The organism is Bradyrhizobium australafricanum (assembly GCF_020329495.1).
GTDB lineage: Bacteria > Pseudomonadota > Alphaproteobacteria > Rhizobiales > Xanthobacteraceae > Bradyrhizobium > Bradyrhizobium australafricanum.
The window spans coordinates 335,778-360,036 of record NZ_JAGKJL010000003.1; the positions used below are offsets into that span (position 1 = coordinate 335,778).

Consider the following 24,259-nt stretch of genomic DNA (forward strand, 5'->3'; position numbering starts at 1 on the left):
GGGTGGGGGCTTTCTCCACAATGGGACCGAAGACAGGATTCACGAACTCAAGCCTCCCGCGATCGACGGGATGTCGAGCGGCTTGAAGCCGTAGTGGCTGAGCCAGCGCACGTCGCTGTCGAACAATTGCCGCAGGTCCGCGATGCCGTATTTCAGCATCGCGATGCGGTCGATGCCCATGCCCCAGGCAAAACCCTGGTAGACGTCGGGATCGAGGCCGCAGGCGCGCAGCACGTTGGGGTGCACCATGCCGCAGCCGAGAATCTCCAGCCAGTCCTCGCCCTCGCCGAAGCGGATCTCGCCCTTGTCGCGGCGGCACTGGATGTCGACCTCGAGCGACGGCTCGGTGAACGGGAAGAACGACGGCCGGAACCGCATGTTGATGTGGTCGACCTCGAAGAACGCCTTGCAGAACTCGTGCAGGATCCATTTGAGGTGGCCGAGATGCGAGCCCTTGTCGATGACGAGGCCCTCGACCTGATGGAATTGCGGCGTGTGCGTCGCGTCGGAATCGATGCGATAGGTGCGGCCCGGGCAGATCACGCGGATCGGCGGCTGCTGGGTCAGCATGGTGCGTACCTGCACCGGCGAGGTGTGGGTCCGAAGCAGCATGCGCGAGCCGTCCTCCTTCGGGTTGAAGAAGAAGGTGTCGTGCATCTCGCGCGCCGGATGGCCTTCGGGGAAGTTCAGCTTGGTGAAGTTGTAGTCGTCGGTCTCGATGTCGGGACCTTCGGCGACCGCAAAGCCCATGTCGGCGAAGATCGTGGTGAGCTCGTCCCAGACCTGGCTCAGTGGATGGATGCGGCCGGTCTCCGCCGGGGCCTCGCGCAGCGGCAGCGTGACGTCGATTGTCTCGGCGGCGAGGCGCGCATCGAGCGCGGCCGCTTTCAGCACGTCGCGCCTGGCCGCGAGCGCCTGCGTCACCGCATCCTTGGCGAGGTTGATCTTGGCGCCTTCGGTCTTGCGCTCCTCCGGCGACATCTTGCCGAGGGTGGCGAGCAAGGCCGAGATCGAGCCCTTCTTGCCGAGCGCCGAGACGCGGACCGCCTCGAGGGCGGCCTCGTCAGCGGCTGAGGCGATCTGGTCGAAGATGGATTGTTCGAGCGTTGCGAGGTCGGACACGGTCAATTCCTGCGCTTGAGCGGAGCATGACCCGGTGGGAAGAACCGCTGCCCGAACCGGTACCATGCGCCAAAATTCGGCTGGGTTGTCGCCGCCCGAAGGCGGTAACGTCAAGCAAAAAGCCGGTCATTTCGGGCCGATGGCCGGCAGCATTGAACCCCGCGCGGAGGCCGGGCTACCCAAGGGGAGTTCAAGGAGGCCCATGCGATGTTGCTGCGATCTTGCCTGGCCGTGCCGGCGGTGTTGTTGATGCTCACCACGGCGCATGCCGCGACCGAGGAATGTCCCGCCAAATCAACCCAGATGGACGACATCATCGCGGAGCTTCAGAAGGCGCCGAGCTGCAACCGCGCGATGAAGATCTTCGAGGCGTGCGAGTACGGCGCCAGCGGCGACGTCCAGTTCGGCGCCGTGATCGAGAAGAGGTGCGAGGGGGATTTCCTGTCCGGCCTCGGAGCGTCGCAGAAGAAGGCCTATGCCGGCCAGCTCAAGCGCTGCGACCACAAATACGACAACGAGAGCGGCACCATGTACCGCTCGTTCACGGCGTTCTGCCGGGCGATCGTCGCCCAGCGCTATTCGCAGAAGGCGCTGAAGGCGGGCCCCAAATCGCGTTAGGGCCGCCCGCTAGGGTCAGGCGGCCAGCGCAGCCTTGGCCTTCTCGGCGATCGCCTGGAACGCAACCGGCTCGTGGATCGCGAGATCCGACAGCACCTTGCGGTCGACGACGACGCCCGACTTGGAGAGGCCGTTGATAAACACGCTGTAGGTCATGCCGAACGGACGGACCGCGGCGTTGATGCGCTGGATCCAGAGCGCGCGGAAGGTGCGCTTCTTGCGCTTGCGGTCGCGGAAAGCGTACTGGCCGGCCTTTTCGACGGCCTGCTTGGCGACGCGGATGGTGTTCTTGCGGCGGCCGTAATAGCCCTTGGCGGCCTTGTAGACTTTCTTGTGCTTGGCGTGAGCGGTCACACCGCGTTTGACGCGAGACATGACGGAAATCCTTGATCTGGAAGAGGTGACGGGGCGCCGCGCAGTCGCGGCGAGGGTTCAAGCGATCGGTGCGATCAGGCGTTCGGCAAGAAGTACTTCTTGACGTTGTCGCCGTCGGTCTTGAACAGCACGCGGGTGCCGCGGAGCTGACGGATCTGCTTCTTCGTCCGCTTGATCATGCCGTGGCGCTTGCCGCGCTGGGCGTGCATGACTTTGCCAGTGGCGGTCACCTTGAAGCGCTTTTTAGCGCCCGACTTGGTCTTCAACTTGGGCATTTGGCTCTCCTGTCGCACAGCACGAAAATCGCCCCGAGAGGCGTCCGGCCGGCTAAAATGCTCGTTAGAGCGTTGAAAGTGCTAGAGTTTTTTCCGAATTGAAAGAACCTGCACCAGACGTCGCCACGGCAGCCCTTGATCAGCCGGGCGGCGAAGGCCCGGCTTATGACAGAGGATCGGCGGTTTTGCAACGTTTCAGGCGGGGAATCGGGGCCGGAACCGGGTAGCCCGGATGGAGCGAAGCGCAATCCGGGGCAGGTCGCGCCGCGGACGCTCCGGCCCCCGGATTGCGCTGCGCTCCATCCGGGCTACGGAAACGAAACAGCCCGCCAGATCGCCTGACGGGCCATTTCGTTTCAACAAAGCGACAAATTCGAACTAGCGCGGCGCCAGCACCATCACGACCTGGCGGCCCTCGAACTTCGCGTCCTGCTCGACCTTGGCGAATTCGGCGACGTCGGCCTTCACCTTGTCCAGCAGCTTGGTGCCGATCTCCTGGTGCGCCATCTCACGACCGCGGTAGCGCAAGGTGATCTTGACCTTGTCGCCTTCCTCGAAGAAGCGCTGCATCGCGCGCATCTTCACGTCATAGTCGTGATCGTCGATCATCGGGCGGAGCTTGATCTCCTTGATCTCGACGACCTTCTGCTTCTTGCGAGCTTCGGCAGCCTTCTTCTGCGCGGAATACTTGTACTTCCCGTAGTCCATGATCTTGCAGACGGGAGGGCTGGTATTCGGCGAAATCTCGACGAGATCCATGCCGGCTTCCATGGCCATCTTGATGGCCACCATGGTTTCGACGGTGCCCTGATTGACACCATCCGCATCGATCAGCTGGATCTGCGCGTTGCGAATCTCGTCATTGGTGCGCGGCCCTTCTTTGGCGACTGTGGGCGGGGCTCTATTGGGACGGCGAATGGGTAACTCTCCAAAGTTGTGAAAGGGAAGGCGGATATTTTGAAGCAAGATGCTGCAACGGGCAAGCGAACTCGCTTCTTTAAGCGGCAAAACCGCCAATTGCGAGGCATTTTGGCCACGCCCGCCACATATAGCGGGCTCGTCTGCTCCGCAAGGCGGGGGTCGCAGCCGTTGACCGGTGCCGCGCGACAATTGAAAAGCAGATGTCTGACACGCGAGTGACCGAACCATGAGCCAAACCGCCGCATCGGAACAGGAACCTGCCTTCATCGAGGTCGGCGAGGGCAGCGACGCGCGCCGGATCGCGGTGCGCGCCCGTGCTGGCGGCAGCCCCGGACTGATCTGGCTCGGCGGTTTCAAGTCCGACATGGCCGGCACCAAGGCGCTGGCGCTCGATGCATGGGCGGCCGAGCGCGGCCGCGGCTGCGTCAGGTTCGACTATTCCGGCCATGGCGAATCCGGCGGCGAGTTCGCCGACGGCACCATCGGCCGCTGGCTCGAGGAGAGCGTGGCCGTGTTCTCGCAGTTCTGCAGCGGGCCGCAGGTCGTGATCGGGTCCTCGATGGGCGGCTGGATGGCGCTGCTGCTTGCGCGTGAGATCATGCGGCGCGGGAACGCGAAAGCACAGCTCGCCGGCCTCGTGCTGATCGCGCCGGCGCCCGACTTCACCGAGGAGCTGATGTGGAAGGCCTTCTCGCCGGAGGTCCGCGCCGAGATCGAGGCCAAGGGCATGTGGCTGCGTCCGTCCGAATATGGCGACGGCACGCCCTATCCGATCACCCGCAACCTGATCGAGGAGGGCCGCAATCATTTGCTGCTCGGAAGCAAGATCGACGTCGGCTGCCCGGTGCGCATCCTGCAGGGCGCGCAGGATCCTGACGTGCCGTGGAAGCACGCCTTCGCGCTCGTGCACCGCCTGCCGGCCGAGGACGTCGTGCTCACCATGATCCAGGACGGCGACCATCGCTTGTCGCGTCCGCAGGACATCGCCCGCATCATCGCCGCGGTGGCGGAGATCGGCTAAGCTTTTTTCCTTCTCCCCTTGTGGGAGAAGGTGGCGCGGACGATGTCCGCGCCGGATGAGGGGTTCTCTCCGCGGACACAGACCCCTCACCCGTCTCGAATGAGCTCTCGCTCATTCGATCCACCCTCTCCCACAAGGGGAGAGGGAAGAAGAAGCGAGGAGCCGGGAGAGAATACCAATGGACACGACAACGATGCTGCGCGCGTTCTGCGACGCTGTCGAACAGCGCAACGGCAAGGCCTTTGCAAATCTCTTCACCGAGGACGGCGTCTATCACGATGTGTTCTACGGTGCCTTCAAGGGCCACGGCAAAATCGGCGAGATGATCGACGACTGGTTCTACCGGACCGCGACCGATTTTCGCTGGGTGATGCATGATCCCGTGAGCGATGGCACGACGCTCTACGCGCGCTACACGTTTAGCTACCGCTCGACCTTGCCGGAAGCCAGGGGCGCGCGTGCGATGTTCGAGGGTGTCGCGATCATGCGGCTGCGCGACGGCAAGATCACGGAATACCACGAGGTCGCCAACACCGCGCCGGCCTTCGTCGATTTGAACTTCGCGCCGGAGCGCATCGCCAAGATTGTCGGCAAGCAGGGCGCGGAGCTGAAAGCGCGGCCGGAGATGCAGCGGCATCTGGCGTGAGGACTCTCCGTCGTCATTGCGAGGAGCGAAGCGACGAAGCAATCCACGCCTCGGCAAGCCGAGACATGGATTGCTTCGCTTCGCTCGCAATGACGACGGTGACAGCCTACGGCGGCGGCGGATTGGTCATCGGCTTGCGCTGGGCGATCGCCGCCACCGTGGAGGTGCCGATCGGACCCTTTTCGTCATAGAGCCAGCATTCGCCGATCGCGATGCCGTCCGTAGCGTGATGGTTGACCACCTCGAAGCCGATCCAGTTGGTCACCGGCAAGCGATGCAGATAGATCGTGACGTCGCTGTTGATGTAGCCGAGCCCCTGGTCGCCGGCATTGGCGAAGGGGCTGGCGAAATCCGCCCCGGTCGCGACATGGACGAACGGCGTCATCTTCACGCCCGCGACGAGCTCGCGCACCTCGCTCATCCAGAGCCGTCGCTCGCCGAGCGAGCCCATATGGCCGACGATCGGCCGCGTCTCCCATTTGCCGTTCATGCCGAGCCTCGGATCGGTCGGCTTTGGAATCTCCGCCGGCGCCGGCACCCGCCAGTTCGGCGGCGACCACACATTGCCGGGGGCATTTTCCGTCCGGCGCAACAATTGGCAGGAGGCGCGCGCCATGCTGGTGCCGCCGGAGACAAACTCGGCCTCGATCATCTTGATCCGCATGCCGTCGCGCACCAGCTTGGTCGTCACCTCGATCGGCGTCGTGATGTTGGGCAGCCGGAACATGTCGATTGTCAGCCGCGCCGGGACGAACTCGTCGGAGCCGTGGCGCTCCTCGATGACAAAGGCGAGCAGGCCGATCACGACGCGGCCGTGCAGGGATTCCGGACTCCACGGTCCGTTCGCAACGGCCGTCGGCATGAAGCCGTCGCCGTGCCTGGTGAAGAAGGGCTGGTTTGTCATGGCGTGCGACCATGACGGGAATGGCGCGATGAAATCAAGAGGCCGCCGCGGCGTGCCACTCCTGCTGCACGGTGAGGTCGGGCTCGCCGCCGGCGCGCGATGCCAGCGCCGCGAGCGCATCGCGGGCGATCAGTTGCGACAGCGCCCACACCGCGGCGCCGCGCACCAGCGGGCTCACATCGTCGAGCAAACGCCGCGCTTCGCCGACAAGGCTTGCGTCACCGGAGTTGCCGATCGCGATCAGCACATTGCGGATGAAGCGGTCGCGGCCGATGCGCTTGACCGGCGACTTTGTGAATAGCGCGCGGAATGCGGCATCATCGAGCCGTGCGAGATCAGCGAGCGCGGGCGCCCGCAACGTATCGCGCGCGGCGAGCTTCTGCTCGCGCCCCGCTTGCGCGAACTTGTTCCACGGACACACCGCGAGGCAATCGTCGCAGCCATAGATGCGGTTGCCGATGCTCTTGCGGAATTCGTGCGGGATCGGGCCCTTGTTCTCGATCGTCAGATACGAGATGCAGCGCCGCGCATCGAGCTTGTAGGGCGCGGGAAACGCCGCGGTCGGACAGATGTCCTGGCAGGCGCGGCAGCTGCCGCAATGATCGGCCTCGGCATCATCGCGCGGCAGCTCGGTGGCGGAATAGATCGCGCCGAGAAACAGCCACGAGCCGAATTCGCGCGACACGAGGTTGGTGTGCTTGCCCTGCCAGCCGATGCCGGCGGCCTGGGCGAGCGGCTTCTCCATCACTGCGGCGGTGTCGACGAACACCTTCACCTCATCGCCGGTGATCGTGGCGAGCCAGCGCGCCAGGACCTTCAGCCGCTTCTTGATCACGTCGTGATAGTCGTCGCCCTGCGCATAGACCGAGATCGCGCCATGCGACCGTCGCGCGAGGATGTCGAGCGGGTTGTCGTCGGGCCCGTAATTGACGCCGAGCATGATGATCGAGCGCACGCCGCCCCACAGCACGCGCGGGTCGGCGCGCCGCTCCGGATTGGCCGCGAGCCAGTCCATGTCGCCATGGCCGCCGGAGCCGAGGAATTCGAGGAAATATTTTCCGGCCTCGCTGGTCGCATCAGGCGCGGTGAAGCCGATGGCGTCGAAGCCGAGCGCATGCGCCTCGCGCTGAAGCGCTGCCTTGAGATCGGAAGGGGAGAGCCTGAGCGCCGGGTTCAGAAGTCGAGGTCCACATAGGTGCGCGACGCCGGCACCCCCGCCAGCCATTCGCTGAGCAGCGGGCGGAACGACGGGCGGGACTTCACCCGCGCGTACCACGACTTTGCCGCGTCGTCCTCGCTCCATGGCACGTCGCCCAGATAGTCGATCGCCGAGAGATGCGCCGCGGCGGCGAGATCCGCGTAGGTCAGACGGTCACCGGCGAGATAGTTCCGCGTCTTCGCCAGCCAGCCGATATAGCTCAGATGATAGCGCACATTGACCTTGGCGGCGCGCATGATGTCGGGCGCCGGCGGGCCGCCGCCATTGTCCTCGCTCATGAAGCGCTTGTAGATCCGCTCGGTCACCAGCGGGTTGGAGGCTTCCTCGAAGAATTTCTCGTTGAACCACGCCATCAGCCGCCGCACCTCGACGCGCTCGGCCGTCGACGTCGGCAACAGCCGCCGGTCGCCGGCATCGAGGCCGTGCGCCTCGTCGACATATTCGGCGATCACAGGCGCACCCGGAATCGGCGGAAAGCTCTCGGCGATCAACACCGGCGTGGTGGCTGCCGGATTGAGCGCCAGGAACGCCTCGCGCCGTTCCCACACCCGTTCCTCCACAAGACGCAAATCGAGCCCATACTCGCCGAGCACGAGCCGAATGAAGCGCGAATGCGGACAGAACGGATGGTGATACAGCGTGTACATGAAGCCCTTGGTAGTTTCGCGGCGCTTAAGAAATCATCAACCTGTGCGGCCTGGACCTGTGCTTTGGCCAGACCAGTTCCGGTCGTCTCTATGTCGCGTCAGCACGCAAACCGGTAGCCACCCCCGCAGATGGTGCGGGTCACAAAAACGCTATAGCTCAGCAAATCAGTCGGGTAACCCATTGTTTGACGATTTTTTGCGATTGCGGCCAATGTGCGAATAAGCGAGAAGAATCTGGTTTTCCACACAGGGCAGGCCACAACATGATGACGGATATGCTGCGGGCGGTGATTCTCGGCATCATCGAGGGCGTCACGGAGTTCCTGCCGGTCTCCTCGACAGGCCACCTGCTGCTTGCGGAGCGCTTCTTCAATCTGGGCGAAGGCAATTTCTGGAAGAGCTTTGCGATCCTGATCCAGCTCGGAGCGATCCTCGCGATCCTCGCGCTCTACTTCGTCAAATTGTGGCGCGTGGCGCTCGGCATGTTCACCAATCCCGACGACCGCCGCTTCGTGATCGGCGTGCTGGTGGCGTTCCTGCCCGCGGTCGTGATCGGCCTGATCGCGGGCAAATACATCAAGGAGTTCCTGTTCAATCCGTGGGTGGTCTGCTTCACGCTGATCGTCGGCGGCGCCGTGCTGCTGTGGGTCGATCAGCTCGATCTCAAGGTCTACGAGGACGATGCGACGCGCTTCCCGCTGCTGATGTATTTCTGGATCGGCGTCGCGCAGTGCCTGGCGATGATTCCCGGCGTGTCGCGCTCGGGCGCCAGCATCGTCGCGGCGATGCTGCTCGGCGCCGACAAGCGCTCGGCGGCGGAGTTCTCGTTCTTCCTCGCGATCCCGACCATGGTCGGCGCGTTCGCCTATGATTTCTACAAGAACCGGGCCGACTTCACCTCCGACAATCTCAGCGTCATCGCGGTCGGCTTCGTGGTGTCGTTCATCACGGCGATGATCGTGGTGCGGGCCTTCCTCAACTTCGTCACCCGACGCGGCTTCACCTTCTTCGCCTGGTGGCGCGTGATCGTCGGCACGCTCGGCCTGATCGCGCTGGCGATGGGACGGTAAGGCGCGACGGACACCATCCCATCACCGTCACCCTGAGGAGGCCGCAAAGCGGCCGTCTCGAAGGGCGACGGCCCCGATCCCGGCCGTTCATCCTTCGAGGCTCGCCCAGCGGCGCAATTGCGCCGCAAGGCTCGCACCTCCAGCGACAAAGGCAAAGCCTTTGCGCGGGGATGACGGGGAAGGGCTTGGTAGCGTGGGAAAAACGTAGTGGTGCCGTGCCGGCTCGCGCGGAGCCTGTCATCGGGCGCGCGTTCGCGCGACCCGCTGGCTTCGCCGGGATGAGAGAGCTGCCTACGCGCTCTTCTTCTGGAACTGACCCGTCGCGCGGAAGCGCCAGAGATATTGCGGGGCGATCGCTTCCATCGAATCCGGCGAGATGCCGAGGCCTGCGAAGGTCAGGCCGGCGGCCTTGGCGGCGTCGGACACCACATTGTCCGAACGCAGCATCTCGACCTGGTCCGGCGTCAGCGTGAACGGCCCCGGCGCGAACTGCAGGAAGTACGACTGGAACTTGGCGAGGCCGAACGGCAGCGGCGCCAGCATGCGATCGCGCTGGGTGATCTTGAGGATGATCTGCATCACCTCGCGCATGGTCAGCACTTCCGGCCCGCCGAGCTCGTAAGCTGCGCCCTGCTTCGCCTTGCCGTCCACGGCATGGGCAACGGCGTCCGCGACATCGCCGACATAGGCCGGCTGCACCGTGTTGACCCCGCCGCCGACCAGCGGCAGCACCGGTGACATCCGTGCCAGCGCCGCAAAGCGGTTGGTGAACTGATCCTCGGGCCCGAACAGCAGCGACGGCCGCATGATGGTGGCCGACGGCAAGGCCGCCAGCACCGCTGCCTCGCCGCCCGCCTTGGCGCGGAAATAGCTCGAGGGCGAATCCGCGTCGGCCCCGATCGCCGAGACATGGACCATCCGCCCGCCGGCGGCGGCCGTCGCCTTGGCGATGGTCTCGGCGCCCTTCACCTGCACGGCATCGAAGCTCTGCCCGCCGCCCTCGGCCAGGATGCCGACCAGGTTGATGGCGATATGCGAATCACGCATCGCCGCCTCGACCGAGGCCGGGTAGCGCACATTGGCCTGGACGGCATGGATCTGCCCGACCCGGCCGAGCGGCTGCAGATGGCCGGCCAGCTCGGGCCGCCGCACCGCGACTCGGACGCGGTAATCGCGCTTGCAGAGCGCCCGGACCACGTTCCGCCCCAGAAAACCCGATCCGCCGAAGACCGTGACCAGCGTGTCCAGGTTCGATGCCATGGGGTGATTCCTGTGGGATTCGAGAGCGATTGACGTAGGTTAACCGTCTGGCGATACGCCATCGGCCTTATCCTGTACAGGGTATTTGAATTTCCAATCGCGAATTTGACAAGCGCGCAACCGATCCTTACTAAGCCGCTCCACATGCCCAGGTGGCGGAATTGGTAGACGCGCTGGCTTCAGGTGCCAGTGGCTTAACGGCCGTGAAGGTTCGAGTCCTTTCCTGGGCACCACCCCCTTTTTAAGCGATTGAAATCGCTCAGTATCTCCAACGGGATAGGGCCACCGATCGGCGCGTGAAGCCGGATCTCGGCGGAGCGCGCCCGATCCGACTCGGCAATGGCTCTCAGTGGCAAGAGAGTCTGGTAGGCGAGGTGTCGTACCGTGTGGCGGTAGAATGCGTTCGCGGGAGACGGTGCCTTTGGGGGTCGACGAAGAACGTCGTGCCGAAGATCCCTGTCCAGTAATACGACCCGGTTGAGCCCGGGAGCTGATTTTCCCCCGTCTCGGTCCGGACGGCAAAGCCCAGCCCGAACCCCTGACCCATGGCCAGCGTGGGGCCGATGTCACCAAATCGCTGCGTGACGGCGGGCAGATCGCTCAGCGCCCACAGGGTTCGCGGGATGTCGGTAAAACACTTGTGGGCAAAGACTGACGCGCTGTTCGCTTGAGGCCTTTCCATAGCTGCCTACCCACTACTTTGGTCTGGCGCCGCTGCACAGGAATTGATCCCAACTACAAGCTGTGTCGTTATGAACTCCGCAACTTGAGTTCGGGAGCATGTGTGTCACACAGCTATGATCTAACTAAGCTTGACGAGCATTCGTTTGAACATCTCGCAAATTTCCTAGCTCTCAAGGTCTTAGGCGCTGGACATACCGGCTTCGGGCCGGGCAGCGACGGAGGGCGGGATGGATTTTTCGAGGGAGAGGCACCGTATCCAAGCGTAGTGAACCGCTGGCGCGGGAAATGGTACATTCAGTGCAAGTTCCACAGGCCGGCACCTAACACACGACGCGCAAAAATGGCTGATTGAGAAGATCAAGGATGAACTGAAGGAATTCGGTAAACCTGAAACCAATCGCAAATGGCCCGACAACTGGATCATCGTCACCAATATAGATCCATCAGGTGTGCCGGAAACGGGGGCGTTCGACTCTGCCAAGCAAATTGTCTTGGATGCACGGCCTCAACTAGCCGAACGTTTCCATATTTGGGGCGGCGCAAAGGTGGTGCAGCTACTCGCGGACTATCCAGAGATCGCGGGGTATTATGGCCACTTTTTGACGCCCGGCCACGTTCTCAAACAGATGTACGATCAGCTTCATGACTCGCAAGCGAGTGTTGAGGCGATCGTACGTCATCTTGTTGTAACTCAATTTACCGAGCAACAGCACACGAAACTGGAGCAAGCGGGCTCGCCGTCAGATCAGCGTCCAGGTATACAGAAGCTTTTCACCGATCTTCCGTTTCTTTGTCGGGAGACAGGATACGTTGGCTTTGCGGTTCGCGATCTTTCCAGAGCGGTTGCGCAAAATCACACTGTAAAAAGCGATTGGCCCGAAGGTAAGCATTGGACAACCTGGCAGCGCCATCCGCCTCGCGCTAGAGCTTGGTTCATCAAAGGCGGTCCAGGAAATGGCAAATCCACGATTTCGCAATTCCTTTGCCAGATACAGCGAGCAGCGCTTATGCTCTTGCCGGACTCGCCCTCAACTACGCCTCAGCAGAGAGATGTAGCCCGTGAAGTTGCAACCGTCGCTCAATCGGCGGGATTTTGGCCAGCTGCACCGCGAATTCCAGTTTCAGTCGAACTCAAAGAATTTGCCAAGTGGTTTGGCGATAGAAACGAAACACAACCAAAAGGCGTCCTGACTTATTTGTCCGAGCGCCTATCGCAACGAATTGAGCAGCCGGTCCAGTCGGGTACCCTCAAGAGGGCCTTCGCGCGAGCTCGCTGGTTGTTTGTCTTCGATGGATTGGACGAGGTTCCTAGTGACGTGAAAGGGTTGGTAGCAGCGGAGGTCGTTTCTTTCGTTGACGATCTCCTTATCGCCCAAAACTCCGACGCCCTTGTCATTTGTTCATCCCGACCCCAAGGCTACTCCGGCCAATTCGACGAGCTGTCCATGGCAGCCGTCGAACTTGTTTCTCTTTGGCCTAAACTAGCGCTTGAATGCGCTGGACCAGTTCTCAGAATCGATCGAACTGAAGAAGAGGCGCAGCAATATTCGGAGACCCTTGCCGAAGCCTTGCAAACTCCTGCCATTGCCGAAATCATGAGAACGCCCTTGCAGGCTCATATTATGGCAGTCGTCGTTCGGGATGGTGGAAGACCTCCCGATCGCAAGTGGAAACTCTTCACCAATTTCTATCAGACCATCAAGCGAAGGGAGGCCAACAGAAATCTACCCGACAAGCGGCTGTCGGTGCTTTTGAGGGCGGGCGAAAAGCTCCTTAAGTCACTCCACAATCGCCTGGGGTTCGAACTGCACTTTCGAGCGGAGACCAAGTCCGGCGCTCAGACGTCACTTGCTAGAAAAGAGTTGGGCGAAGTCGTAGATCAGACTGTAAGACAGCTCCAAGAATCGAATGTAGATGAGACCATACGAACTCTGATGACGGCTACAACGGATCGCCTTGTGTTGGTGACAACGCCAGAGACGAGCGATCAAGTGCGGTTCGACATTCGACCCCTTCAAGAGTTCTTTGCGGCGGAGTATCTTTACGAAGACGTTCAAGCAGGGGTGCTTGGACAACGGCTCGAGATAATTTCGGCGGATGCTCATTGGCGGGAAGTCGTGCACTTCCTACTCAGTGCGTTAATCGAAAACTCGCGGCAGACCGAGTTGGTCGTCGCAATTGAAAATCTTTCGAATGCCAACGATCGTGGTGATGGCGCAAGCCGTTCCCTTTATCGCCGATTATGCGTTGGCGGAATGGTAGCAGCACGGCTGCTCAACGAGGGGGTCCTGGAGCAGGATCGGCGAATTCGACATCAGTTTCGTCGTTGCATCGAGCCAATATTTGGCTCGACTGAAGTCGAGCTTCTTGAGCCTCTTGCGACTGTATTATCCGGAGAGTCTCTCGCTTGGCTTCTCGACATAGCTGCGGATTGCTTGGGAGAACAGACCGAAAGTGAAAGTGTCGGCGCCGCCTATCTCTTATGCGTCGCTATGCCTGATGACCATCCTCGGACTGCTGAAGTCATTGCGAGCATGGCAACTAAGAGTCCTGGTTATGTTTGTTGTTTGCTCGATCTCCTCTGGCACAAATATCACCTCGCAGATTTTCGCAGGCCGCAAAGCCCAGGGGCGACGTCGTGGGTCGCTTGCTGGCTGATGAAGTTACTTGCTTCGCCAGGTTGGCGCGAGCTGAGTTCTGAGGGAGTTCGAACAGCTTTCACCCTCCTTCAATTCAAGGGCGAATTGCTGCCTGATGCGGCGCGTTCTGTCGGATTCAACGAGGCCTTATCGGAGATAGTTACGGCGATACTAAGCCGTTCAATGGAGGCAGAACCTGAACATCAGACGATCGAGAAGTTCTTTCCGACGGCCTACTATCCGCCCGAGGCGTCGCTCCGGCTTGAGAATTGGACCGACAATGAGTGGAACGCGCTAGATGGCGCAACCGGGGTATTCGAACTCATTAAACCGATCCTTAAACTTGCCTACGAGAAGGAAGTGTCGGGCGAAGTGAAGGACCTTCTTGAAGGTCCCAGTCGTGAATTCTTGACTTGCCTACCCACTGGGCTGGCCGCGTTCTTGCCGAGCGATCTGCAATCCGAAGATTTCTTTGGAACCGGCTGTGACAATCAGCATGGACCCATAACGCCGGTGTGGCGCTACAAACCAGGATATTACAGGGATGTGAAACCAGAATTTCAAGGTGCCGATCTCGCTGGTGTAATCAGAGCTCATCCCACGTTGGCTCTATACTCCTTCGATGTACGATTCGACGATGGCAGCCTGTCGGACTTTCTCGAGACGCCCGAAGGCAGCGCTGTCTTGGTGGCAGCATGTCTGGAACGACCTGAGGTGCTTAGGGGAGTGGTCGGGAACTGGGGCAGGCTGATCAAATTGACAGAGAAGGTGGGGCAGGACATTAGACCGGCGATCTTGAGAGCAGCAGGATCGGAAGGAGATTGGTCTATCGGTGGGGATGACTATGATGCATTCCTGCTGGATTTGCCGGGAGAAGCTGCAATGCTTCCTCCCCTTATGGCATGCCTACCTTTCGTCAGCTCTTCAGAAACTAGCGTGAATGAACCACCCGCCCAACTTGCTGTTCAGCAGTTTTCACCCGATGTTTCTTCGCTATGCGCGATTGCCAGAAGTGATCAATTCAACGAAAGCATTCGCGGTGCAGCGGCCATGATGGCTCTCTTGCATCCACAATGCGACGAGACTCAATCGCTTGAATTCATTGATACGATTGTCGACTGCTATCGGCCCAAGCTGAACAATTGGTATCTAAGAGCGGCTGGCGTCGCTCTTGATTCGGCAATCTTAGTGGATGATCCGATCGCGGTCGGCGCCATGGGCAGGATGATCCGAATCGGGATGGGGGATTTTGAAGGGCGGTACCGGCTAAACGGATTGCTTTCGCGCTGGCGGGAAGAGTCTCGGGCTCCTGTACAGAAGCGGGGCGGGCTAATTTTTGGGACGGAAGTCGCATGAGCCTTAAGTGTCGCCGAAGAGGGTCGTAAATTTCAAGTTCTCGAGGATTTTTCGCGCTTCGATGCGCCGACTAAGATTCGCTATCCGGTTCGCGTCCGGCAGCCCCCTCAGACGACGCGCCGGCCCGCGCGTCGCGCGATCGGCCGCTGCACGAAATACATCGCGATCATCGAAATGATGGTCGTTGCGACGACGATGTAGCCCAGCCGGTCGAAATGCAGCAGCGAACCGTCGGGATTTTCCGCGATGATCGCCGCCGCAAAGACCGAGCCCAGCCCGCCCGACAGCTGCTGCACCGAGGCCGAGATCGCGCTGAACGATCCGCGCTGGCTGGCGTCGGGAATCGCCGACATCAGCGCCTGGGACGGGATCATGCGCGAGAAGATGCCGATGAACATCAGCACATTGACCAGGATTGCGGTCAGCAGCGAGACGTGGCCGAGGTTGGTGTAGATCAGCACCATGATGACGGACACCACGCAGCCGAACACGAAGGTCGGATATTTGCCGAACGCATCGCTGGCGCGGCCGACCAGCGGCCCGATGATGATGCTGAACAGGCCCGAGACGAGATAGATCGTCGGCAGGTGGACGATGTCGATGCCGAGATTATGCACCGTGAAGGCGCTGCCGAACGGCATCAGCATGAAGCCGCCGGTCGCGAGCAGCGTGGTCACCAGGAAGGCCAGCGTGTAGCGCGGCTGGCCGACGGTCGCGATCAGATGGCGGAACGGATTGCTGTCGTGCTGCAATTTGAGATGGGCATCGACCGGGTGCATCGCGATCGCAATCGCCGCGATCGCGGCAATCGACAGGCCGACGATGGCCACGAAGCAGATGTGCCAGTTCCAGTGATTGGCCAGGAACAGGCCGGCCGGGACGCCGAGCACCTGGCTCGCGGCGAACGCCGTCTGCAGGATGCCCATGGCGCGGCCGCGCTGTTGCAGCGGGAACAGGTCGGTGACGATGGCAAGCACGACGGAGCCGATCACCCCGCCGAACACGCCGGTGACGATGCGGCCGAGCAGCAGCACGTGAAAATTCTGCGCCAGCGCGCAGAGCACGGTGCCGAGCATGAAGCCGACATAGAAGAACAGCAGCAGCCGCTTGCGGTCGAAGCGATCGGCAAAGCCGGCGGCGAGGACGCCGGAAATCCCGGCCGCGAACGCGTAGGCCGAGACCGCGACGCCGAATTGCCCGGCCGTGATGTTCAGCGACGGCATCAGGATGGCGCCGAGCGGCGACATGATGATGAAGTCGAGGATCAGCGTGAATTGCGTGAAGGCGAGCAGCGCGATCAGGAACGATTGGTAGCGCGAGAAGCCGCGCTCCTGCGGCTCGTCATTGATCGGCGCGGCGATGGTCTGTTCCGACATGAGGCTCATTCGTGATGATGCGAAGGGTGCGAGCGGCTGGGCACAGATGGGATCGCCATTCGTGGATTTCATCGTCGCCGAAACGCAAAAAAATGCGCAGAAGTGTGATCAAGAACCGCGAAATTTCCTGCTCTTCCATATAGGAATGGCACGGCGTCTGATCATCCCGTCTCTGATCGTTTGAATTGCAGCGTGATCCAAATGCAACAGAGGTCGTGCGCTGCCGGACCGCGTCCGGGTATGGCAGAACTGGGCGGAAAACCCGCACCTGAGCGACCCGGAGACCGCCTATCCGCTCGCATCCCGGGCGTTTGGGGGCTAGTGTCGCCAGTCGAATCGAACCGAGACCCGAGGCCTTATTTCATGACCATCCGCCTGCATCGCGGCGACCTGCCCGATCTGTCCCGCTACACCGACTCGGTGGCGATCGACACCGAGACCATGGGGCTGCATCCGCACCGTGACCGGCTCTGCGTGGTGCAGATGTCGAACGGCGACGGCACCGCCGACGTGATCCAGATTCCGAAGGGCCACACCGATTCGCCGAACCTGAAGGCGCTGCTCGCCAATCCCAAGATCACCAAGATCTTCCATTTCGCACGGTTCGACGTCGCGGTGCTCTACAACACCTTCGGCGTGATGCCGGCGCCGGTCTATTGCACCAAGATCGCCTCGCGGCTGTCGCGCACCTACACCGATCGCCACGGCCTGAAGGATCTGGTGCGCGAGGTGCTGAACGTCGAATTGTCGAAGCAGCAGCAGTCGAGCGACTGGGGCGCGCAAAGCCTCAGTGAAGCCCAGCTCGCCTACGCCGCCTCCGATGTGCTGCATCTGCATGCGCTGCGCGACAAGTTGAATGTCATGCTCGCGCGCGAGGGACGGACCGATCTCGCCCAGGCCTGCTTCGATTTCCTTCCCGCCCGCGCCAGGCTCGATCTCGACGGCTGGGAGGCCGAGGACATTTTCGCCCATTCATGATGAGCGCCGAATTCGTCGCGGCCGGGGCAATTCCGCCCCGTTTCGGCCAAACTGTTCACGCGTGGTCCGGTGCGGGGGCGCGAGGTGAGGTCCGGGCTGCATATTTGGGCGGCTCCGGCTAGAATAGGGGCAGTTTCGCGCCTCTGGAGCTCAGGTGAATTCGGTTCAGAATCCAGCCTATGTCACGGGCCTCGAGGCGCGCTTTGCCGCCGCCGCGCGGCACAGCCGCATGGTGCGGATCCTGCGCGTCGCGGTTCCCGCGATGGTCGGGCTGGCGATGGCCGTGATCATCTACATCGCGCTCTTCAATCCGTTCCACGACCTGATCCCCAAGCTGCCGCTCGAGATGGATAATCTCGTCGTGTCCGGCACCAAGATCACGATGGAAGCGCCGCATATCGCCGGCTTCTCCAACGACGGACGGCCCTACGAAATGTGGGCCAAGGCGGCGATCCAGGATGTCACCGATCCCGACCATGTCGAGCTGAAGACAATCCGCGCCAAGGTGGCGCAACAGGATCAGTCGACGGTGACGATGGATGCGCGCACCGGCTTCTTCGACAACAAGAAGCAGCTGCTCGACTTGCGCCAGGACATCTTCCTGCAGTCGTCCACCGGCTATGAGGCCAGGCTGACGCAGGCCTTCGTCGACATCAACAAGGGCAACGTGTCGTCGGACGAGCATGTCGACGTCAAGCTGCTCGACGGCACGCTGACCGCCGACAGGCTCCGGATCTACAACAGCGGCGAGCTGGTGCGGTTCGAAGGCAATGTCGTGATGAATCTCGACAAGCTTGGCGACAACAATGCTGCCCCGCCTGCCGAGCCCGCTCCACCGCCGCCGAAGCCGCGCAAATCCGCCAACACGAAATGATTTTGATGATGAGACGTTTTCCGCACGGCATGGCAATTGCGGCGTTCCTGCTCGCGCTTTTCGCCGCGGGCGCTGCGTCCGCGCAAGGCTCGATGAGCGGCGTGCCCAACGCCATGCAGGGCTTCTCGCAGAACCGCGACCAGCCGATTCAGATCGAGGCTGCTTCGCTCGAAATGCGCGACAAGAAAAAGGAGGCGACCTTCGCCGGCAATGTGAAGGTCGTGCAGGGCGACACCACCATGACGTCGAAGACGCTTGTCGTGTTCTACGAGGATAAATCGACCCAGGCGCCGGCGCCCGCCCCGGCCGGCACCAAGGGGGCAGCCGCCAAGGGCGCCGCGCCGATGCAGACGGCAACCCCGGGTCCCGGCGGCGCCTCCTCGATCAAGCGGCTGGAGGCGAAGGGCAATGTCGTCGTGACCCAGAAGGATCAGGTCGTCACCGGCGAGACCGCGATCTTCGACACCAAGACCAATTTGATCACGATGCTCGGCGGCGGCGGCAGCCAGGTGGTGCTGACCCAGTGCCAGAATGTGCTGCGCGGCGACCGCCTTTTGGTCGACATGACCACTGGCGTCTCGCGCGTCGAAGCCGACAATGGCAAGGTGCAGGGCCTGTTCATCCAGTCGCCAGGCGGACAGAGCGGCAAGTGCGGCGCGCCGGCCGCCCCCGGCTCAGCCCCGGCCCCGTCGCCGCTGCAGCTGATTCCCGGCAGCAAGTCCAAGTAAGCCTCACGTAAGGTCAAGCAGAATCAATCAGTTAGATAATATTCTGCGGTCGTGTGGTTGAAGCCGGCGGGGCGAGACTGTATCTACTGCAGCGGCCCGGCCGAACAATGCGCCTCGAGGGGAATATGTTGGCCGGGACAGGGGCATCCATTCATTCAAGGCGCGGGTGATCGCGCTTTGCCGTGTTGTTCGAGCATGATCTCCGCGCAAACGCGTCCGCTTTTGTCGCGCGGGAAGGCCGGTATTCAGATTTCCGGCTCATGCTTGCGGCTTCGCACGCGAATCGATCGATGCGCAGGCGAGGTCGCGGGATCACCGTGAAAGGCTGAAGCGAAGCGGGGATGGTGGATTTTCTCGGCATGTTCCGGCGGCGCTCTGCGAAACGCAGTACCGGATTTGCGCGCTCGCATGACGACATCACGGCGCTCGATGACCAGTTCGGCGAGATGCTGACGTCTCCAGTGCGTGACGCGCCGCCGATGGCGCGCGCCGCGTCGGCTCCCGGCGTCGAGCTGCCGCGATCCCAACCGGCAGCAGCGCCGGCGCGTGCGAGGCCGGCCAGGAACAGCGCTCCCGCCGCGCCGCAGCTGATCAAGCGGCCGGGTTATCTGGCTGTGCATAGCGTGGAAAAGAGTTTTGGCAGCCGCCAGGTCGTGCGCGGCGTCAGCATCTATGTGCGCCGTGGCGAGGCGGTCGGCTTGCTCGGGCCCAACGGCGCCGGCAAGACCACCGTGTTCTACATGATCACCGGGCTCATCAAGGCCGATCGCGGCGCGATCGAGCTCGATGGCCACGACGTCACCAAGCTGCCGATGTATCAGCGCGCGCGCCTTGGCATCGGCTATCTGCCGCAGGAAGCCTCGATCTTCCGCGGCCTGTCGGTCGAGCAGAACATCCGCGCGGTGCTCGAGGTGGTCGAGCCCTCGAAGAAGAAGCGCGAGCACGAGCTGGATTCGCTGCTCGACGAGTTCAACATCACGCGGCTGCGCAAGAGCCCGTCGATCGCGTTGTCCGGCGGCGAGCGCCGCCGCGTCGAGATCGCGCGCGCGCTGGCGACGCGCCCCAATTACATGCTGCTCGACGAGCCGTTCGCCGGCATCGACCCGATCGCGGTCGGCGACATCCAGGACCTCGTCCGCCATCTCACCAACCGCGGCATCGGCGTGCTCATCACCGACCACAATGTCCGCGAGACGCTCGGCCTGACCGACCGCGCCTATATCGTCTATGCCGGTGAAATCTTGACTGAGGGAAGCCCGGAGGAGATCGTTAATGATCCCGATGTACGTCGGCTTTACCTTGGCGAGGAATTCCGCCTGTAGCGCATGATCCGCCAAAGTGTGAAGCGGTTTGGCGATAAGATCATGCGCTAATTAAAGAATTTGACGCGCGATCGGACGCAAAACCGGGGCGTCCACTTTTGCTGATCGCGCTTATCGCTATTTTCCAATCCGTCAAGCCGTGTACAAGGGCTTCGGACTAATATAAGCAAGAATCGAGCCAACTTTTAGGATCGTTCTTGCCTCCATGGCGCTGACCCAAAGACTAGAGTTCCGCCAGTCTCAGTCGCTGGTGATGACGCCGCAGCTGATGCAGGCGATCAAGCTGCTGCAGCTGTCGAACCTGGATCTGTCGGCCTTTGTCGAGGAAGAGCTGGAGCGCAATCCGCTGCTGGAGCGGGCCGCCGACGGACCGGAGCCGCCGGTGGCCGGCGAGCCCGCCATGGAGCGGCCGGACTACGGCGATTCCGACGGTTCCGGTAGCTATGGGGACGACGGCGACGCCTCCGACATGGCCGCAGGCCCGGGCGGTGAGGCCGGCTTCGAGCCCGACCAGGAGGAATGGCTGAACCGCGACCTCGGCAGCCGTGCCGAGATCGAGCAGACGCTCGATACCCGCCTCGACAACGTGTTTTCCGAGGAGCCGGCGGAAGCCGCGGCGCGTGCCGCGCAGGATGCGCCGCCATCGGTCTACACCGAATGGGGCGGCGGCGCCTCCAGCGACGACGAGTACAATCTCGAAGCTTTCGTGGCCGCCGAGCTGACGCTTGCCGACCACCTCGCCGAACAGCTCGCGGTGGCGTTCTCGGCGCCGGCGCAGCGCATGATCGGGCAGTATCTGATCGACCTGGTCGACGACGCCGGCTACCTGCCGGCCGATCTCGGCCAGGCCGCCGAGCGGCTCGGTGCGTCGCAGCAAGCGGTCGACGAGGTCATCGCCGTGCTGCAGAAGTTCGATCCGCCGGGCGTATGCGCGCGAAACCTGAGCGAATGCCTCGCAATCCAGCTGCGCGAGCTCGATCGCTACGATCCCGCGATGCAGGCACTGGTCGAGCATCTCGACCTGCTCGCCAAGCGCGACATCGCGGCCTTGCGAAAGCTCTGCGGCGTCGACGACGAAGACATCACCGACATGATCGCCGAGATCCGCCGGCTCGACCCGAAGCCCGGGCTGAAGTTCGGCACCGCGCGGACGCAGACCATGGTGCCCGACGTCTATGTGCGTCCGGGTCCCGACGGCGGCTGGCATGTCGAGCTCAACAGCGACACTCTGCCGCGCGTGCTGGTCAATCAGACTTATTACGCTGAGCTGTCGAAGACGATCCGCAAGGACGGTGACAAGTCGTACTTCACCGACTGCCTGCAGAATGCGACCTGGCTGGTCCGCGCGCTCGATCAGCGCGCCCGCACCATCCTGAAGGTCGCGACCGAAATCGTCCGCCAGCAGGATGGTTTCTTCACTTATGGCGTCGCGCATTTGCGGCCACTCAATCTGAAGGCGGTCGCGGACGCGATCCAGATGCATGAATCGACGGTGTCGCGCGTCACCGCCAACAAATACATGGCGACCAATCGCGGCAGTTTTGAATTGAAGTATTTTTTCACCGCCTCGATCGCGTCGGCCGACGGCGGCGAGGCGCATTCGGCCGAGGCGGTGCGTCACCACATCAAGCAATTGATCGACGGCGAGGCCCCGTCGGCGATCCTGTCCGACGACACGATCGTGGAACGTTTGCGCGCCTCGGGCATTGATATCGCCCGCCGTACCGTCGCGAAGTATCGCGAGGCGATGCGGATACCATCCTCGGTGCAGCGCCGCCGTGACAAACAGAGCATGCTCGGTAATGCCCTTTCGGCTCCTGCCTCCTCGTCCGACCGGTCGCGCGACACAGCCTCCGTTTAGGTTACTTCTTGAGCGTGACCCCGTTCGGGTACGGATCGGGCCATGCGCGCGTTGCGTTCGCGCCAAATCGGGATAGTCTCAATCTTTCCAGGTCGAGCGTCGTCCAGAAAGGGAGGTAACCGGAAGCCCAGCAAGCATCATGCTCCTGCAAGAGTGATCGAGGCATCCAGCAATTGAGGCATCAAATGACCCTTCGAATCTCGGGAAAGAGCATCAGCATCGGCGAGGCGCTTCGCGCGCGCGTCAGCGAGCGCACCGACGAGGTCCTGCGAAAGTATTTTGATGGCAACTATTCGGGTCACATCACGCTGAGCAAGGATGGCTTCGGCTTTCGAACCGATTGCGCGCTGCATCTGGATTCCGGCATCACGCTGGAAGCCGAATCCAACGCCACCGACGCCTATGCCAGCGCGGACGCCGCGCTCTTGATGATCGAGAAGCGCCTGCGTCGCTACAAGAGCAGGCTCAAGGATCGCTCCGCCCGCAAGACCTATGCCGCGACTGCCGCGCTTGCCGAATTGAACGGCGTCGGGCTCGACGCGCCGAGCTACGTCATCGAGGCGCCCGAGAACGAGGACGAGGTCACCGAATACAGCCCGGTGATCATTGCCGAGGCAACCACCGCGCTAAAGCGGCTGTCGGTCAGCGAAGCCGTGATGGAGCTCGATCTGACCGGCGCCTCCTGCCTGGTGTTCCAGCATGGCGGCAGCGGCCGGTTGAACATCATTTACCGTCGTACGGACGGCAATGTCGGCTGGGTCGATCCGCCGGCGGTGAGCCCTTGAGGATAGTTGGCAGATGGCATTGACGTCCGAAGCCGGCCCTGCTTATGGTCCGCCGCCTCCAGGAACAAGGGGGGCGGAACAGGGTTCGCAGGTGTTGGCACCGCCGATACGTTGGAGTAGAAGCCCTGCCAACGGACCCGGGCTAAGCCCGCATCCCACCTCATCTTCTTGACGCCGCCGCTGTAAAGCCTATTTCGCAACCTGACGGTCATTCACCTCGGAACGTCCCAATGCCGATTACCGATTTGGTCGCACCCGAGGCGATTCTCCCGGCTTTGAAAGTCATCAGCAAGAAGCAGGCGCTGCAGGAACTCGCCGCGCGTGCCTCCGCTCTGACCGGGCAGAATGAGCGCGCCATCTTCGAGGTGCTGCTGCAGCGCGAGAAGCTCGGCACCACGGCGGTCGGCTATGGCGTCGCCATTCCGCACGGCAAGCTGCCCAAGCTGGAGAAGCTGTTCGGCTTCTTCGCCCGCCTCGAGCGCCCGATCGATTTCGAGGCGATGGACGGCCAGCCGGTCGATCTGATCTTCCTGCTGCTCGCACCCGAAGGCGCCGGCGCCGACCACCTCAAGGCGCTGGCGCGGATCGCCCGTCTGCTGCGCGACCAGGACGTCGCCAAGAAGCTGCGTGCCTCACGCGACGCCCAGGCGATCTACTCGGTGCTCGCACTGCCGCCGGCGAGCGCGGCGTAATCATCCGAATTCGCGAATTCGTTTTCGCGCCATTGTCATCAGGGCGTAGCCAGTGCGTCACGCGCTGCCGTGCGCCAATGCGTTGTCGATCGTTCAGGCCCCGTAGCCCGGATTACGCTGCGCTCCATCCGGGCTACGGAGCGTTCGCAAGTCTCTCAACAGATCGTCGGCAGCAGACGGCGGACCTCGTCGAGCAGATCGGGGATAGCCTTCTCGTCATTGGCGAGATGCCGGAGCAGCGCGCTCTGGAACAGGCCGTCGAACAGCGCGTACAGCGCCGCCGGGGACGATGCCGGCCGCTTGTTGCCGAGCTCGGCGTAGCGCGTGGCGATGCGCCAGATCATCGCTTCCAGGCTCTTGTCGATCTCGAGCACGTCCTTGCGGAACGCCGGCTCGAACATCGCCTGCGAGCGCAGATCGTACCAGAGCCGATGCATGCGCGCTTCGTTCTCGAGCGTTGCCGCGAGCTTGGCGAGGAAGCCTTCGGTCAATTCGTCGCGGCTGCGTGCTGTCGTCACCACCTCGTCATAGCGCGTCACGCATTTCGCCTTGTAGTGGCGGACGCAGCAGCAGATCAGATCGAGCTTGTCGCTGAAGTAGTAGTGAAACACGCCGTGCGTGAATGCGGAGTTCTGCGCGATCTCGCGCAGGCTGGTGCGCGCGAAGCCAAGCTCGCCAAGCGTCTCCAGCGCGGCCTCCGCGAGCTCGACGCGCCGCGCGTTGAACTTCTCGTCGCGCAGCGCCTCGGCCGCTACGGCCACGCGTTGGGCCGCTCCTGTCGCTTGCCGCGCCATTCCGTGCCTTTCCTCTGCTTCTTCCCTCTAGCAACTATACCGCGACGACCGCGGCGCGCTCCATCTCTTCACAACCATCCTCTTTGACACTT

Annotated in this window: 23 protein-coding genes and 1 tRNA gene; 14 read left to right on the top strand and 10 right to left on the bottom strand. The window is 62.3% G+C overall.

What is annotated here, in order from left to right; translation table 11 throughout:
- Positions 1-39: 39 nt before the first annotated feature.
- Entirely contained in the window at positions 40-1,122 is a 1,083-nt protein-coding gene (pheS, locus tag J6525_RS05100; protein WP_225642516.1) for a phenylalanine--tRNA ligase subunit alpha, read from the bottom strand.
- 207 nt (positions 1,123-1,329) lie between these two features.
- Here pheS and J6525_RS05105 point away from each other — a divergent pair, with 207 nt between their 5' ends.
- A complete protein-coding gene (locus J6525_RS05105; RefSeq protein ID WP_176936798.1) occupies positions 1,330-1,740 on the top strand; it encodes a hypothetical protein in 411 nt (136 codons plus the stop codon).
- Positions 1,741-1,755: 15 nt separating this feature from the next.
- Here the strand turns inward: J6525_RS05105 and rplT are convergent, their stop codons facing one another.
- From rplT to infC, 3 genes are all read right to left on the bottom strand, one after another.
- Positions 1,756-2,115, bottom strand: a complete 360-nt coding sequence (gene rplT, locus J6525_RS05110; protein WP_018269297.1) for a 50S ribosomal protein L20 — start codon at positions 2,113-2,115, stop codon at positions 1,756-1,758.
- Between the two features lie 74 nt (positions 2,116-2,189).
- The gene (gene rpmI, locus J6525_RS05115; protein ID WP_008539890.1) at positions 2,190-2,390 is read right to left on the bottom strand and encodes a 50S ribosomal protein L35; all 201 of its coding nucleotides are present in this window, start codon (positions 2,388-2,390) and stop codon (positions 2,190-2,192) included.
- Between the two features lie 378 nt (positions 2,391-2,768).
- Positions 2,769-3,308, bottom strand: a complete 540-nt coding sequence (infC, locus tag J6525_RS05120) for a translation initiation factor IF-3 (RefSeq protein WP_028337954.1) — start codon at positions 3,306-3,308, stop codon at positions 2,769-2,771.
- A 229-nt stretch (positions 3,309-3,537) separates the two neighbouring features.
- Here infC and J6525_RS05125 point away from each other — a divergent pair, with 229 nt between their 5' ends.
- Together J6525_RS05125 and J6525_RS05130 are read left to right on the top strand one after the other, a co-directional pair.
- Positions 3,538-4,332: an alpha/beta hydrolase gene (locus tag J6525_RS05125; RefSeq protein ID WP_092081127.1), complete on the top strand. Its 795-nt coding sequence runs from the start codon at positions 3,538-3,540 to the stop codon at positions 4,330-4,332.
- Positions 4,333-4,510: 178 nt separating this feature from the next.
- Positions 4,511-4,978 (top strand): nuclear transport factor 2 family protein, encoded by a 468-nt coding sequence (locus J6525_RS05130; RefSeq protein WP_225642518.1) that lies wholly within the window; start codon positions 4,511-4,513, stop codon positions 4,976-4,978.
- A 106-nt stretch (positions 4,979-5,084) separates the two neighbouring features.
- Here the strand turns inward: J6525_RS05130 and J6525_RS05135 are convergent, their stop codons facing one another.
- From J6525_RS05135 to J6525_RS05145, 3 genes are read right to left on the bottom strand one after another with little or no spacing between them, the layout of a single operon-like run.
- On the bottom strand, positions 5,085-5,882 hold the full coding sequence (locus J6525_RS05135) for an acyl-CoA thioesterase domain-containing protein (protein ID WP_225642521.1): 798 nt from the start codon (positions 5,880-5,882) through the stop codon (positions 5,085-5,087).
- Positions 5,883-5,916: 34 nt separating this feature from the next.
- Entirely contained in the window at positions 5,917-7,107 is a 1,191-nt protein-coding gene (queG, locus tag J6525_RS05140) for a tRNA epoxyqueuosine(34) reductase QueG (RefSeq protein WP_225642523.1), read from the bottom strand.
- The gene (locus tag J6525_RS05145; RefSeq protein ID WP_092081119.1) at positions 7,056-7,748 is read right to left on the bottom strand and encodes a glutathione S-transferase family protein; all 693 of its coding nucleotides are present in this window, start codon (positions 7,746-7,748) and stop codon (positions 7,056-7,058) included. The genes queG and J6525_RS05145 overlap by 52 nt, the downstream gene beginning before the upstream one ends.
- A gap of 263 nt (positions 7,749-8,011) precedes the next feature.
- Between J6525_RS05145 and J6525_RS05150 the strand changes: the two genes are divergently transcribed.
- Complete coding sequence (locus J6525_RS05150) at positions 8,012-8,818, top strand: undecaprenyl-diphosphate phosphatase (protein ID WP_028341730.1); 807 nt, start codon at positions 8,012-8,014, stop codon at positions 8,816-8,818.
- A gap of 291 nt (positions 8,819-9,109) precedes the next feature.
- On the opposite strand, the gene J6525_RS05155 is transcribed toward J6525_RS05150, so the two are convergent.
- Positions 9,110-10,078 carry a complex I NDUFA9 subunit family protein gene (locus J6525_RS05155; RefSeq protein WP_225642525.1) on the bottom strand — a complete coding sequence of 323 codons (969 nt, stop codon included), beginning with the start codon at positions 10,076-10,078 and terminating at the stop codon, positions 9,110-9,112.
- Between the two features lie 146 nt (positions 10,079-10,224).
- Between J6525_RS05155 and J6525_RS05160 the strand changes: the two genes are divergently transcribed.
- Together J6525_RS05160 and J6525_RS05165 are read left to right on the top strand one after the other, a co-directional pair.
- Positions 10,225-10,311 (top strand) — tRNA-Leu (locus J6525_RS05160).
- A 900-nt stretch (positions 10,312-11,211) separates the two neighbouring features.
- Positions 11,212-14,757 carry an NACHT domain-containing protein gene (locus tag J6525_RS05165; RefSeq protein ID WP_225642527.1) on the top strand — a complete coding sequence of 1,182 codons (3,546 nt, stop codon included), beginning with the start codon at positions 11,212-11,214 and terminating at the stop codon, positions 14,755-14,757.
- Positions 14,758-14,864: 107 nt separating this feature from the next.
- Here the strand turns inward: J6525_RS05165 and J6525_RS05170 are convergent, their stop codons facing one another.
- The gene (locus J6525_RS05170; RefSeq protein WP_225642529.1) at positions 14,865-16,133 is read right to left on the bottom strand and encodes an MFS transporter; all 1,269 of its coding nucleotides are present in this window, start codon (positions 16,131-16,133) and stop codon (positions 14,865-14,867) included.
- Between J6525_RS05170 and J6525_RS05175 the strand changes: the two genes are divergently transcribed.
- From J6525_RS05175 to ptsN, 8 genes are all read left to right on the top strand, one after another.
- Complete coding sequence (locus J6525_RS05175; protein WP_225642531.1) at positions 16,132-16,317, top strand: hypothetical protein; 186 nt, start codon at positions 16,132-16,134, stop codon at positions 16,315-16,317. The two genes, J6525_RS05170 and J6525_RS05175, sit on opposite strands and share 2 nt — an antisense overlap.
- Positions 16,318-16,496: 179 nt before the next feature.
- The gene (locus J6525_RS05180) at positions 16,497-17,111 is read left to right on the top strand and encodes a ribonuclease D (RefSeq protein ID WP_225642533.1); all 615 of its coding nucleotides are present in this window, start codon (positions 16,497-16,499) and stop codon (positions 17,109-17,111) included.
- A 154-nt stretch (positions 17,112-17,265) separates the two neighbouring features.
- A complete protein-coding gene (gene lptC, locus J6525_RS05185; protein ID WP_225642535.1) occupies positions 17,266-17,985 on the top strand; it encodes an LPS export ABC transporter periplasmic protein LptC in 720 nt (239 codons plus the stop codon).
- 5 nt (positions 17,986-17,990) lie between these two features.
- Positions 17,991-18,713 (top strand): LptA/OstA family protein, encoded by a 723-nt coding sequence (locus tag J6525_RS05190; protein WP_376708432.1) that lies wholly within the window; start codon positions 17,991-17,993, stop codon positions 18,711-18,713.
- 341 nt (positions 18,714-19,054) lie between these two features.
- Complete coding sequence (gene lptB, locus J6525_RS05195) at positions 19,055-20,035, top strand: LPS export ABC transporter ATP-binding protein (RefSeq protein WP_028341724.1); 981 nt, start codon at positions 19,055-19,057, stop codon at positions 20,033-20,035.
- A 205-nt stretch (positions 20,036-20,240) separates the two neighbouring features.
- Positions 20,241-21,896 carry an RNA polymerase factor sigma-54 gene (gene rpoN / locus J6525_RS05200; protein WP_225642539.1) on the top strand — a complete coding sequence of 552 codons (1,656 nt, stop codon included), beginning with the start codon at positions 20,241-20,243 and terminating at the stop codon, positions 21,894-21,896.
- Positions 21,897-22,081: 185 nt separating this feature from the next.
- Positions 22,082-22,681 carry a ribosome hibernation-promoting factor, HPF/YfiA family gene (gene hpf, locus J6525_RS05205; protein WP_028337939.1) on the top strand — a complete coding sequence of 200 codons (600 nt, stop codon included), beginning with the start codon at positions 22,082-22,084 and terminating at the stop codon, positions 22,679-22,681.
- 230 nt (positions 22,682-22,911) lie between these two features.
- Positions 22,912-23,373, top strand: coding sequence for a PTS IIA-like nitrogen regulatory protein PtsN (ptsN, locus tag J6525_RS05210; RefSeq protein ID WP_016843543.1), 462 nt, complete (start codon positions 22,912-22,914; stop codon positions 23,371-23,373).
- A 155-nt stretch (positions 23,374-23,528) separates the two neighbouring features.
- Here ptsN and J6525_RS05215 read toward each other — a convergent pair whose 3' ends face one another.
- Positions 23,529-24,134 carry a TetR/AcrR family transcriptional regulator gene (locus J6525_RS05215; protein WP_026192040.1) on the bottom strand — a complete coding sequence of 202 codons (606 nt, stop codon included), beginning with the start codon at positions 24,132-24,134 and terminating at the stop codon, positions 23,529-23,531.
- Positions 24,135-24,259: the final 125 nt, after the last annotated feature.